The sequence below is a fragment of the Arthrobacter sp. Z1-15 genome (assembly GCF_054792395.1).
Genome location: NZ_CP096454.1, coordinates 3376035 through 3388245, shown reverse-complemented (window position 1 = coordinate 3388245; position 12211 = coordinate 3376035). Strand labels below are relative to the sequence as shown.

The 12211-nt window shown below is 66.7% G+C and carries 15 protein-coding genes and 1 riboswitch; of the genes, 10 read left to right on the top strand and 5 right to left on the bottom strand.

All coding sequences use genetic code 11. The annotated features are described in order from the left end of the window. Nucleotides 1-52 precede the first annotated feature (52 nt). On the top strand, nt 53-805 hold the full coding sequence (narI, locus tag M1D40_RS15700; RefSeq protein ID WP_341395316.1) for a respiratory nitrate reductase subunit gamma: 753 nt from the start codon (nt 53-55) through the stop codon (nt 803-805). A 57-nt stretch (nt 806-862) separates the two neighbouring features. Further along, a complete protein-coding gene (locus M1D40_RS15695) occupies nt 863-2095 on the top strand; it encodes an MFS transporter (protein ID WP_461169439.1) in 1233 nt (410 codons plus the stop codon). A gap of 44 nt (nt 2096-2139) precedes the next feature. Here M1D40_RS15695 and M1D40_RS15690 read toward each other — a convergent pair whose 3' ends face one another. After that, a complete protein-coding gene (locus tag M1D40_RS15690) occupies nt 2140-2460 on the bottom strand; it encodes a hypothetical protein (RefSeq protein ID WP_461169438.1) in 321 nt (106 codons plus the stop codon). A 456-nt stretch (nt 2461-2916) separates the two neighbouring features. On the opposite strand from M1D40_RS15690, the gene M1D40_RS15685 reads away from it, so the two are divergent. The 3 genes from M1D40_RS15685 to M1D40_RS15675 are packed head-to-tail and all read left to right on the top strand — an operon-like array spanning nt 2917 to nt 5258. Next, nucleotides 2917-3663, top strand: a complete 747-nt coding sequence (locus M1D40_RS15685; protein ID WP_461169437.1) for a histidine phosphatase family protein — start codon at nt 2917-2919, stop codon at nt 3661-3663. Then, a complete protein-coding gene (locus M1D40_RS15680; protein ID WP_461169436.1) occupies nt 3647-4522 on the top strand; it encodes an NAD(P)H-hydrate dehydratase in 876 nt (291 codons plus the stop codon). Before M1D40_RS15685 ends, M1D40_RS15680 begins: the two co-directional genes overlap by 17 nt. Before the next feature lies 1 nt (nt 4523). Then, nucleotides 4524-5258: a CPBP family intramembrane glutamic endopeptidase gene (locus M1D40_RS15675; RefSeq protein WP_341395268.1), complete on the top strand. Its 735-nt coding sequence runs from the start codon at nt 4524-4526 to the stop codon at nt 5256-5258. A 131-nt stretch (nt 5259-5389) separates the two neighbouring features. Here M1D40_RS15675 and M1D40_RS15670 read toward each other — a convergent pair whose 3' ends face one another. Beyond that, nucleotides 5390-5827 carry a VOC family protein gene (locus M1D40_RS15670; RefSeq protein ID WP_341395269.1) on the bottom strand — a complete coding sequence of 146 codons (438 nt, stop codon included), beginning with the start codon at nt 5825-5827 and terminating at the stop codon, nt 5390-5392. Nucleotides 5828-6037: 210 nt separating this feature from the next. Here M1D40_RS15670 and M1D40_RS15665 point away from each other — a divergent pair, with 210 nt between their 5' ends. Genes M1D40_RS15665 through M1D40_RS15655 form a run of 3 tightly spaced genes read left to right on the top strand, consistent with a single transcriptional unit; the run spans nt 6038 to nt 8853 of the window. Further along, entirely contained in the window at nt 6038-7249 is a 1212-nt protein-coding gene (locus M1D40_RS15665; RefSeq protein WP_461169435.1) for a thiolase family protein, read from the top strand. Beyond that, entirely contained in the window at nt 7250-8005 is a 756-nt protein-coding gene (locus M1D40_RS15660) for an enoyl-CoA hydratase/isomerase family protein (protein ID WP_461169434.1), read from the top strand. Continuing rightward, nucleotides 8005-8853 carry a 3-hydroxyacyl-CoA dehydrogenase family protein gene (locus M1D40_RS15655; protein ID WP_461169433.1) on the top strand — a complete coding sequence of 283 codons (849 nt, stop codon included), beginning with the start codon at nt 8005-8007 and terminating at the stop codon, nt 8851-8853. Before M1D40_RS15660 ends, M1D40_RS15655 begins: the two co-directional genes overlap by 1 nt. A gap of 1 nt (nt 8854) precedes the next feature. Here M1D40_RS15655 and M1D40_RS15650 read toward each other — a convergent pair whose 3' ends face one another. Then, nucleotides 8855-9013, bottom strand: coding sequence for a GyrI-like domain-containing protein (locus M1D40_RS15650; protein ID WP_341395273.1), 159 nt, complete (start codon nt 9011-9013; stop codon nt 8855-8857). 257 nt (nt 9014-9270) lie between these two features. Between M1D40_RS15650 and M1D40_RS15645 the strand changes: the two genes are divergently transcribed. Continuing rightward, nucleotides 9271-10005, top strand: a complete 735-nt coding sequence (locus tag M1D40_RS15645) for a tyrosine-protein phosphatase (RefSeq protein ID WP_461169432.1) — start codon at nt 9271-9273, stop codon at nt 10003-10005. Here M1D40_RS15645 and M1D40_RS15640 read toward each other — a convergent pair. Then, nucleotides 9962-10345, bottom strand: a complete 384-nt coding sequence (locus tag M1D40_RS15640; protein WP_341395275.1) for a hypothetical protein — start codon at nt 10343-10345, stop codon at nt 9962-9964. The two genes, M1D40_RS15645 and M1D40_RS15640, sit on opposite strands and share 44 nt — an antisense overlap. Nucleotides 10346-10360: 15 nt before the next feature. Next, nucleotides 10361-10497: riboswitch (SAM riboswitch) on the bottom strand. Nucleotides 10498-10572: 75 nt separating this feature from the next. Further along, nucleotides 10573-11592 (bottom strand): LLM class flavin-dependent oxidoreductase, encoded by a 1020-nt coding sequence (locus M1D40_RS15635; RefSeq protein WP_461171072.1) that lies wholly within the window; start codon nt 11590-11592, stop codon nt 10573-10575. Between the two features lie 67 nt (nt 11593-11659). Here M1D40_RS15635 and M1D40_RS15630 point away from each other — a divergent pair, with 67 nt between their 5' ends. Continuing rightward, a complete protein-coding gene (locus tag M1D40_RS15630) occupies nt 11660-12211 on the top strand; it encodes an RBBP9/YdeN family alpha/beta hydrolase (RefSeq protein WP_461169431.1) in 552 nt (183 codons plus the stop codon).

Genomic DNA, 12211 nt, shown 5'->3' with positions numbered 1-12211 from the left:
TCCCCTGGATGTCCCCCCGCCGGCCAACGTGCAGGTGGGCCTGGATGACGTGATGCTGTGGGGAGTCCTGCCCTATGTGGTGCTCGCCGTGCTGATCCTCGGCTCCATCTGGCGGTACCGCTATGACCAATTCGGCTGGACCACGCGTTCCTCCCAGCTGTATGAGTCCCGGCTGCTGCGCATCGCCTCTCCGCTGTTCCACTTTGGGATCCTGGCAGTGATCGCGGGGCACTTCATGGGGCTGGTGCTTCCCAAGACCTGGATGGATGACATTGGCATCAACGAGGACAGATACCACTTCTTTGCCCTCTCGGTGGGTTCAATAGCCGGGCTCGCCACACTGGTGGGAATCGTGCTGCTCATTTACCGCAGGCGCACCACGGGACCGGTGTTCATGGCCACCACGCGCAATGACAAGGCCATGTACCTTTTTCTGCTCGCCGCCATCCTGACGGGCCTGGCCACGACGGTCTTCTCCGTTTTCGACCACGGGATCGTGAACTACCGGGACACCGTGGGGCCCTGGTTCCGGTCGATCTTCATTTTCCAGCCGGACATCACCGCGATGACCGCAGCTTCCCTCTCGTTCAAGATCCACACCCTGTGGGGCCTGGCGCTCTTCGCGCTGTGGCCCTTCACCCGGCTGGTGCACGCCTTCACCGCTCCGCTGCAGTACCTGTTCCGCCCCTACATCGTTTACCGCTCACGGGGAAAGCGCCCCGTGAGCGGGGGTGCGACGCCGCGCGGCAGCTGGGCACCGGTCGGAACTCCGGACCGCGACCGCAAAGGCACTCCCCGCCCCTGACCCCGCCCCTGACCCTGACACCCTGCCCGAGCAGGACCGCGAGTAAGGACCGACGCCATGCCAGCATCAGCGCAGACCCCGGCATCCGCCGTGAACCTGAAATCCGGTCAGCTCCGAAATCTCATTGTCGCCACCGTCGCCTCGACGGTGGGGTTCTGGGCCTGGACCATCATTGGCCCGCTTTCCAGCCGGTATGCGGCGGGCATGGAGCTCGGGGCCGGACAAACCTCGATCCTGGTGGCCATGCCGATCCTGGTGGGCTCGGTGGCCCGTATCCCCGTGGGTGCGCTGACCGACCGGTACGGCGGGCGGATCATGTTCACCGTCATCCTGGGCATCACCGCCCCGCTGGTGCTGCTGACGGGCATTGTGGGACAGCTGGAGAACTTCCCCTTCCTGGTGGTGATCGCGTTCTTCCTGGGCATCGCCGGGACGGTCTTTGCGATCGGCATCCCGTTCTGCTCGGCCTGGTATGACCGCACCCGCAAGGGCTTTGCCACCGGTGTTTTCGGCGCCGGCATGGTGGGCACTGCGGTGTCGGCCTTCTTCACACCGCGGCTGGTCAACGCGGCCGGCTACATGGGCGCCCACATCATCATCGCCGTCGTCGTGGCCGTGATGGCGCTGCTCAGCTGGCTGATCCTGCGCGAGTCTCCGGCCTGGAACGCCCCCACGCAGCCGGTGCTCCCGAAAATTACCCACGCCTTCACGCTGCGGGTCACCTGGCAGCTGTGTTTCCTCTACGGGGTCGTCTTCGGTGCCTTTGTGGCCTTCTCCAACTACCTGCCCACCTATCTGGGCAACGTCTATGACTATGACGCGACCGCCGCCGGCACCCGGACCGCGGGCTTCGCCGTCGCCGCCGTTATAGCGCGTCCCATCGGCGGAACCATTGCGGACAAGGTCGGACCAAAGCTGGTCACCCTGGCCTCCCTTGCCGGCACCGTGGTGCTGGCCGTGATCGTTGCCCTCCGTCCCGAGGAGGAACGGGTCTACGGCACTGCCTTCATCCTGATGGCGCTCTTCCTGGGCCTGGGCACCGGCGGCGTGTTCGCGTGGGTGGGGCGCGCTGCCCCGGCACAGGACGTGGGAACGATCGGCGGGATCATTGCCGCGGCCGGCGGGCTCGGCGGCTACTTTCCGCCGCTGGTCATGGGGGCCACCTATGATCCCGCCAACCGCAGCTATTTTGTGGGGCTCATGTTGCTGGCGGCCTTCGCCGCCGTCGCCTTCCTGCTGACCTTTACGGTCCGCAACGGCGGCAAAGCGGATGAACGAACCCGTACCTGAGTCCACCGGGCAGGACGGCGGTCCCCGGCGGCCTTGACCAGCTTCTACTGCGCGTCGTGGACCCATCCCGCCAGCCAGTAGGGTGAGCCGCCGGCGGTTTCCACCATGACCTCAAGGTCTGAAACCGGCTCGCCGGCCGGAGCATCGAAGAATAATGACGAGCCGGGGCTGGTGCAGGCAACTTTGTAGCTTGCCATGCCTCGGTGGATGCGGACCGAGTCCCCCGGGGTGCAGGAGGCAGAGAGACTGAGGACCTGTCCCGCTTCCAAGCCGCCCTTCACCGTGTAGGTTCCGGTGCCCGTGCCCTGCTCTGACAGAACCTTAACGCCGGATGGAGAAACGCCGTCCACATCAATCTGCGGCACAAGGGGCTCCTGCACATCCGATTCCCCGGCAGTAACGGAAGTGGACGGGGACGCAGCCGGCATGCTGGTTTTTGGAGATTCGGCGCTTTCCGTCTTGTTTCCCGCCTGACCTGTTGAACAGGAGGAGAGTGCCAGTGCGGCCGTGCAGGCCAGCACGGCTGCCCCGGTACGAAAACGGGAGCAGCCGCTGAAGCGCTGCGGGATACGAGGCGCAGGTGCTTTTTCCTTTGAATGTGCTTTGCGGGCGTTTTTCATCTTTGACCCTAAACACAGGCGGTGCGGTGAAATCAAGGCTTTTCCAAAGTCGGTGGAAATCCCTTCGAGCGTTTTCCATTCAGAAATAAAAAGCCGGCGGATTCAATTTCGGGACTTTCTCAGGCAGCCGAACTGCCCTTCGGCGGAGCCCCTCCGCGCCGGATCCCTGCGCCGTGAATTACCCCGGGGTAGAGTCGGAGAATGGGTGCAATCGAACTGATCCTCATTCGGCACGGTGAAAGCGCGGGGAATGTTGCCGCCACGGCAGCGCAGCGCTCCGGTGCCGAAGTCATAGACATTGGCCTGCGGGACCCCGACGTCCCGCTCAGCGAGGCCGGCGTGGAGCAGGCCCGGGCGCTGGGCCGCTGGCTGGCCAATCTGCCGCCGGACCAGCATCCGGAATCCGTGTGGTGCTCGCCGTACCTGCGGGCCCGCCAGACCGCCGAGCTCACCACCATGCAGGATCCCGGTACGCCGCAGGATCTGCGCATCGACGAGCGCCTGCGCGACCGCGAGCTGGGCATCCTGGACCTGCTGACATCCGCGGGCGTCGCAGCCCGGTTCCCGGAGGAAGCGCAGCGCCGCAACTGGCTGGGCAAGTTCTCCTACCGCCCGCCGGGAGGGGAGTCCTGGGCCGACGTCGCGCTGCGGCTGCGCTCGGTGCTGCGGGACCTGGACGACGACGAGGACGGCAAGCGCGTGGCGGTGGTCTGCCACGACGCGGTCATCATGCTGATCCGCTATGTCTGTGAACGCCTCAGCGAGCAGGAACTGCTGGACATCGCCGCAAGCACGAGCGTGCGCAACGCGTCCATCACGCGGCTGGTGCGGCCGTCCGGACAGGGACGCTGGACCTTGGAGAGTTTCAACAGCGTTGATCATTTGGAATCCGGCGGTGCCCCCGTCACCGAGCACGCAGGAGATGAAGACCATGTCCACCCCCGCTGAAATCGTCACGCCGGCCCTGCTGAAAAACTGGCAGGTCAACCGGGATGCATCGGATAAATCGGACCGCGGCACTGTCCTGGTGGTTGGCGGGGCGCGGCGTTCTCCGGGAGCCGCGCTGCTCGCCGGGCGCGCTGCTCTGCGGGTAGGTGCGGGGAAGCTGACCCTGGCCGTCACGGAGTCCGCCGCGATTGCCGTGTCAGTGGCGGTGCCGGAATCAGGCTCTGTCGCCCTGCCCGAAGACGACGGCGAGATCTCCGGCGGCCGAGCCGCGAAGGTGCTGGCCCCGGACCTGGAAACCACGGATGTGCTGCTGCTCGGACCAGGGCTGGACGACGCCGGACAAACCGAGGAGCTGCTGCGCGGGATAGGCCCGCTCCTGAACGATTCCGCCGCCGTCGTCCTGGATGCCTATGCACTGGGAGTGCTGGGCGGGCTGCCGGAGGTTTACGAACGCTGGGCCGGGCGACTGGTCCTGACCCCGAACCGGAAGGAAGCAGCCCGGCTGCTGGACGCGGACCCGGAGGCGGACCTCGAGACCGAGCAGGCAGCGGTCGACATCGCCGCCAAATACCAGGCCGTAGTGGCCCTGCACGGGGTGGTGGCCGCTCCGGACGGCCGCCGCTGGGAGATTCCGGCCGGCAACTCCGGATTGGGAACCTCCGGCTCCGGCGACGTGCTCGCCGGTGCCATCAGCGGTTTCCTGGCCCGCCGGGCCTCACCCGAGCAGGCCGGATGCTGGGGCACCTACCTGCACTCCACCGCCGGTGACCGGCTCTCCGCGGCCCAGGGGCCGCTGAGTTTCCTGGCCGGGGAACTGCTCGAAGCCATGCCCCGCGTCATGGCTGAACTGACGGTCTAGGGTGGCGAACCAGCACCGGCCGGCTATTGCGCCGCTGCCCTACAGGTTCACGCGCCGGGACGGTATTGCCGCCGGTTTCTACGTCCTGTTTGTCCTCATTTTCAGCTATGCGCCCGGGCTGGGCATCCCGGGCCTGACCCGGCTGATTCCCGATCCGGTGCTGGCCGGCTACGCGGTGAACCTGGCGTTCTACCTCAGTGCCGGGGCGCTGGCTGCCTGGGCGTCCTGGCGGTACGCGGTGCGGGAAACCCGGATCCTGGCCACCCGCCCGTGGCTGACCCTGGCGATCATTCCCGGCGGTGTCTTCGCAATGCTGCTGCTCAGCGTCATTGCCGGGCTCGTGACCGGGCCGCCGGAAACAGCAGTCAACCAGGAAGCCGTCCAGGGGCTGGTTGTCTCCCTGCCGCCGCTGCTGATCATTCCCCTGCTCGTGGTCATTGCGCCGTTTGTGGAGGAGTACATCTTCCGCCACCTGCTGATCGGCAAGCTCAGCAAATACCTCAACATCTGGATCTGCTGCCTGATCTCCATAGTGCTGTTTGCCGGGATCCACCTTGCGGGCAAAGAAGCCTTGGCGCTTCCCGTGCTGCTTCCGTACCTGGTGATGGGAGCGGTGCTGGTGGGGCTATACGTCTGGGCGGGGAACAACTTCATGCTCTCCTACGGCGTCCATGCCGCGAAGAACCTCCTAGCCGTCCTGCTGACCTACGCCATTCCGGCCGAGCTGCTCCAGTAACCGAACTCCCTGCCGGTCGCGGGAACCGCGCGTCCCAACCATGTGTGCCCCCGTGTCTGGCCCCCAGGCCTGTACCCCAGGCCTGTGCCCCAGGCCCGTACCCCAGGCCCGCCCCCAGGCACTGCGTCATGCTAGGCAATGCAGAATTCGTTGCCCTCGGGATCCGCCATGGTGTACCAGGAGGACGGGCCCTGCTCGGCCGCGTAAAGGAAGGTGGCGCCCCGTGCCTCCAGTTCCGCGCGCTTCGCGTCCTTGTCAGCCCCGTTGAGGTGGATGTCCAGATGGATGCGGTCCTTCGCCGTCTTCGGTTCGGGCACGGGCTGGAACAGGATGCGCAGGCGTTCGGGGGAGTGCGCTTCGCTCTCCCGGCAGATGGCGGCACCGTCGCGCCATCTGCGCTGCCCGTTGTGTTCGACCACATCGTCCGGACCGATGGCTCCCTGTTCCAGCAGCGAATCAATGAACGCCTGGTCCAGGGGTTCAAGGACCCAGCCCAGGGTTTCGGCCCACCAGTCAGCCTGGGAATGGGCATCCGCGCAGTCAACACAAATCTGAATATTGAAGGTCATGATCAGGAGCTAACCAGAGGGAACCCTTCGGCGGCCCGGTACTGCGGTCAGCTGCTGTCCGCAGGGGCAGCTTGTTACGGTGTCTCCCTGCGCAGACATTGACCGGAGTGCGCCAACATGAGATTGTTTACAGAACGAACGTTCAGTAATTGGCGCGCCTTGCACACACAGCAGGCAACACAGCAACACAGACGGTGGGAGCAGACGGACATGGCTGAAGCATTTCTCGTGGGCGGAGTACGGACTCCGGTAGGCCGCTACGGCGGCGGGCTCTCAAGCGTCCGTCCCGATGACCTCGCAGCACTGACGCTGCAGGAACTGGTGGCCCGCGAGGGACTGGACCCCGCCGTCGTCGACGAAGTGATCCTGGGCAACGCCAACGGTGCCGGCGAGGAGAACCGCAACGTTGCGCGCATGGCTGCCCTGCTGGCGGGCTTCCCCTCGGACGTTCCCGGCATTACCGTGAACCGGCTGTGCGCCTCGGGCCTCTCCGCGATCATCATGGCCTCGCACATGATCAAGTCCGGTGCCGCGGACATCGTCATTGCCGGCGGCACCGAGTCCATGAGCCGTGCCCCCTGGGTCACTGAGAAGCCCACCAAGGCCTTCGCCAAGCCGGGGGATACCTTCGACACCTCCATCGGCTGGCGCTTCGTCAATGAACGCTTCACCTCGGGAGAGCTCTCTCGCGACGGCAAGATGACCTACTCGATGCCGGAAACCGCGGAGGAACTCGCCGCGGTGGACGGCATTTCCCGCGAAGACGCCGACGCCTTCGCCGTCCGCTCGCACGAGAACGCCATCGCCGCCATCGCTGCCGGGCGCTTCAAGGATGAAATTGTTCCGGTCACGGTTCCCGGCCGCAAGGGCGACACCGTGGTGGACGCCGACGAGGGCCCGCGCGAGGGCACCACCGCCGAGGTCCTGGCCAAGCTGCGTCCGGTGGTCAAGCCGGGCGGCATCGTCACCGCCGGAAACGCCAGTTCGCTGAATGACGGAGCATCCGCTGTCATCGTCGCTTCGGAGCGGGCCATCCGCGAATACGGACTCACCGCCCGTGCCCGGATTGTCGACGGCGCTTCCGCCGGAGTTCCGCCGGAAATCATGGGCATCGGCCCCGTCCCGGCCACTCAGAAGGTGCTCGCCCGCAGCGGCGTAAAGCTCGCCGACGTCGGGGCTTTTGAACTGAACGAAGCCTTCGCCACCCAGTCACTGGCCTGCATCCGCCGGCTCGGCGTGAACGAGGACATCGTGAACAACGACGGCGGTGCTATTGCCCTGGGCCATCCGCTCGGCTCATCCGGCTCACGGATTGCCATCACGCTGCTGAACCGGATGGAACGCGAGGGCGCTTCCCGCGGCATCGCCACCATGTGCGTAGGCGTGGGCCAGGGTACGGCCATGCTCATCGAGGCCGTCTAAGTGGGCGCTGACTACAGGTCGTTCACCACGCTGCAGGTCACCGAGGGCGAAGGGCGGATCACCGCCGTCCTGAACCGGCCCGAGGTCCGCAACGCCATCGACCAGGCCATGGTCGATGAGCTGCACCAGCTGTGCGCGGAGCTGGAGGAAAACCCCCGGATCCTGATCCTGGCCGGCAGCAGCGGCGTGTTTGCCTCCGGAGCGGACATCGCCCAGCTCCGTGAACGCCGCCGCGACGACGCCCTGCGCGGCATCAACTCCAGCGTTTTTGCCCGGATCGCCAAGCTGCCGATGCCCGTCATCGCAGCCCTGGACGGCTATGCCCTGGGCGGGGGAGCGGAACTGGCCTTCGCCGCCGACTTCCGCATCGGCACCCCGCGGCTGAAGATCGGCAACCCGGAAACCTCCCTCGGCATTCTGGCCGCCGCCGGCGCCACCTGGCGGCTTAAGGAGCTCGTGGGGGAGCCGCTGGCCAAGGAAATCCTCCTCGCCGGGCGGATCCTCACCGGCGACGAGGCACTGGCAGTGCGCCTGGTCACCGAGCTGGCGGACCCCGAGCAGCTGCTCAACGCCGCCCACGCCCTGGCCGACCGCATTGCCCGCCAGGACCCGCTGGCGGTACGGATTACAAAGGCCGTGTTTGCGGCTCCGGCAGAGGCCCACCCCGTTATTGACACCCTGGCCCAGGGGATTCTGTTCGAATCCGAGGCCAAATTCGACCGCATGGCAGCATTCCTCGAGAGGAAGAAAAAATAATGGCAGTTCCCTCCACGGTAGGAGTTCTCGGCGGCGGACGGATGGGCGCGGGCATCGCCCACGCCTTCTGCACGGCGGGGGCCGGTGTGGTGGTGGTGGAGCGCGACGATGACGCCGCCTCCGCCGCCTACGACCGGGTTGCCGCCAACCTGGCCAAAAGCGTGGAGCGGGGAACGGTTACCGAATCCCTCGAGGACCTTACCGCCCGCCTCTCCGTCTCCACCGACTACGCCGACTTCGCCCGCTGCGGACTCGTGGTCGAGGCCGTGCCCGAGGACTTCAGCCTCAAGGCCGCAGCCCTGGCCGCCGTGGAGGAACAGCTGGCTCCCGGCGCCTGGCTGGCCTCCAATACCTCCTCGCTGTCCATCGCCGAACTGGCCGGAAAACTCGAGCGCCCGGACCGCTTCTGCGGCCTGCACTTCTTCAACCCGGTGCCGGCCTCCGAACTGATCGAGGTGGTGCTCGGGCCGCAGACCTCCGCGGAGCTGGCCGACACCGCCCGGACCTGGGTGCAGGACCTGGGGAAAACACCCGTCGTCGTTCAGGATGCCCCCGGCTTTGCCAGCTCGCGGCTCGGAGTGGCCATAGCCCTGGAGGCCATGCGGATGGTGGAGGACGGCGTCGCGTCGGCCGAGGACATCGACGCCGCCATGGTGCTGGGCTACAAGCACCCCACCGGCCCGCTGCGGACCACCGACATAGTGGGCCTGGACGTCCGGCTGGGCATTGCCGAGTACCTGGCCTCCACGCTGGGGCCCCGGTTCGAGCCGCCGCAGATCCTGAGGGACAAAGTGGCCCGCGGCGAGCTCGGCCGAAAATCCGGCAGGGGCTTCTTCGACTGGCAGTGAGTCAGGCGCGGGTGACCGGCTGCTGCAGTTCGGTCACCCAATCCGACTGGTCCTCGGACACCGCACGCATGTACAGCTCCCGGCAGGGACCGGAAGGCGCAAATCCGCGGGCAATAATCTCGGCGTGGAGAGCCTGCCAGCTCTCGGCGATGCGGTCCATGGCCCCGAGATGCACCCCGCAGAGCGGGCTGGTCGGACACCACCGCGGTGCGGGCGGCAAGACGAACGGCGGGAAGGGATTTCTGGACAACTTCGATCGGTGACATGGCACGTTCCTTTTCGATGAGGGGAGCCTGCATTCCACACCGATGAGCCTAGGGCAGCCGTGCGCTGTTCCTCCTCGACCTCGCGCCGGACACACCTCACGCCTCCGACCCAGTGGAAGCATCCCCGCCGGACTCGGCCTAGGGTGGAAGCATGGACAACCGCACTGACCGCGGCGTGGAGTGGGAGGGCGCCGCCAATGCCCGCGACCTCGGCGGCATTCCCCTTGCCGGCGGCGGGAAGGTGGCGCCGGGCCGGATTTTCCGGATGGGCCGCTCGGAATGGCTGACGGAGAACGGCTGGCGGCAGGCATACGACGACGGCGTGCGCACCGTCGTCGACCTGCGCAACGACTCCGAGATCGGCCGCCGGGGTACCGATCCGGAGGTGGCGCCGTCGGCGGCCCGGGACATTGTGTTCCTGAACCGGCCCACCCAGGAGGCGAGGGATCCGGAGTTCACCGCCTTGACCGGCCCCTACATGGACTCGCCGCGCTTCTACCGGGAAAACCTGCGCCGCTGGCCGCAGAAGATCGCCGCCGTCATGCGTGCCGTAGCCGAGGCCCGCGACGGTGCCGTCGTCATGCATTGTTCCGCCGGCCGGGACCGCACCGGCCTGATCGCCATGCTGGCGCTGGCGCTGGCCGGTGCGGAACCCGAAGCCATTGCCGAGGACTACGAGCAGGCGGTCCGCGGCATCAACGCCTTCCACGCCACCCAGCTGCACCCGCGGGAAAAACCGCTCACCGAGGACCAGCTCCGGGAGCGGGCGGCCGACAGCCGGAAGGAACTGCTCCGCGCCCTGGACGGTTTTGACGCGGAACAGTACCTGCTCTCAGCGGGACTTAGCCTTGACGAGATCGCGCGGCTTCGGCGTCGCCTGCGCTGACCCGGTTACAGGGAAGCACCCTTTCCGGCGTCGCCAAGTAGAAAAAAGAACGCTTGGCCGCAGTGACGAAGCCGCCGGGAACCAGCAGCGACGAATGCCGTGCGCACCACTGCGCCTGCCCGTCCGAACCGGCCAGGGCCTGCGCCAGGGCCGGCAGGTCGTGGAACCACATCAGCTGCTGCTGACCGTCCACCACCAGCTGGATCAGGTCCAGGTCGAGATCAACGTACGCCTGCGCGTCCACCCAGTCATCGAAGCCGGCCAGCAGTTTGGCATGGATGAGATGAACGTTGTGGCCGGGCTTGAAACTGGTGCAGCGGGCGTCACTGGAAATGCTCACAGTGTTTTCCTTTACGGTTTGTCCTTGCCTGCGCCGGGCGGCGGCAGACCGCTTCGTCATCCGAACCACCCGCCGAACAGTGGGGTTGGTGTGAGGCCAGTCGGAGCTTTTCCGGCCGGAACTTGTCCGGCCGTCGGCCACCTCTCGTGAAGCTGACACAACACTAGCGCACGCCGCCGACACTGGGAACCGTCCGCCGTCGTGCGTTCTGCATCCATGGCGGGGAGTCAGCGCCAGCCGGCTGCCGGAGCCACATGCTTCACGATGTTTTCCAGCAGCTGCGTGTTGTACTCCACGCCCAGTTGATTGGGCACGGTGACCAGGACCGTGTCCGCGTCCTGCACCGCGGCATCCGCGGCGAGCTGTTCAGCGATCACATCCGGTTCGCCGATGTAGCTCTTGCCGAAGCGGGCCAAACCGCCGTCCAGCGTTCCCACCTGGTCGCGGGTGTCGGCCAGGGCGCGCAGGCCAAAGTACCGCCGGTCCTCATCGGTGACCAGCGGAATGACGCTGCGGCTCACGGAGACCCGGGGTGTGCCCTCGTGTCCGGAATCGGCCCAGGCGGAGCGGAACAGCGCTATTTGCTCGGCCTGCAGCTGGTCGAAGGGCACGCCGGTGTCCTCGGTCAGCAGGGTGGAGCTCATCAGGTTCATGCCCTGCTGTCCGGTCCATTTGGCCGTGGCGCGGGTGCCGGAACCCCACCAGATCCGGTTGCTGAGTCCGGGGGACTGCGGCTCTACGGCAAGGGTTCCGGAGGTGCCGGTCATGACCGGATCGGCTGCCGCCAGCCCGGCGCCGGCGATGGCTGCGCGGAACACGAGGGTGTGTTTGCGCGCTTCATCGGCGTCGGTGCTGCCGTCGGCCGGAACATATCCGAACGCCTCGTAGCCGCGCAGGGCCGGCTCGGGTGATCCCCGGCTCAGGCCCAGCTGCAGCCGTCCGCCGCTGATCAGGTCCGCCGCAGCTGCTTCCTCAGCCATGTAGAGGGGGTTTTCATAGCGCATGTCGATCACTGCGGTGCCCAGTTCCAGCGTGCTGGTGCGTGCGGCCATGGCGGAGAGCAGCGGGAACGGCGCGGCGAACTGCGGGGCGAAATGGTGCACCCGCAGGTAGGCTCCGTTCACGCCCAGTTCCTCCGCTGCGACCGCCAGATCGATAGTCTGCAGCAGGGCGTCCCGGGCTGTGCGCACGAAAGATCCTTCTACATCCCGGTAATGTCCAAAGGACAGGAAACCGATGTTCTTCATGTTCAGGCACAGCGCCGGTTTTCGCAGAGATATTCCCCGGATAATTCCCCAGAAGCGAGGCAAACGCATGCACCTGACCATGGTTCCCGGGATCGGCGGATCCAACAACGCGCACTGGCAGAGCCTGTGGCAGGACGGCGGGCCGGAGATGTCCCGGATTTCGCCGTCGTCGTGGGATGACCCGAACCTGGAAAACTGGCTGGACGCGCTCGACGACGCCGCCGGCAGCCGCGAAGGCGACACCATCCTGGTGGCTCACAGCCTGGGGTGTCTGGCGTCCGCCGAATGGCTGCTGCGCAATCCCGGCGGGGCCCGGGGCGTGCTCCTGGTGGCGCCGCCGGACCCGGCCGAACCGGCGTTTCCCGACACCGCAGGCTCCTTCCGGGACCCGAGGCTTCAGCCGCTTCCGGTGCCGGGGCTCCTGGTGGCGAGTGAAAATGATCCGTACTGCACCCTGCCGGGAGCACGGCTTCTGGCCGGTGCGTGGGGTGTGCCTCTGGTGGATGCCGGGGCTTTGGCCCACATCAATGATGAGAGCGGGATAGGGGACTGGCAGCAGGGGCGGGACCTGCTCACCGCGTTCGCTGCGGGTCTGGGCACGGCCGTCTTCTCCGGGTAA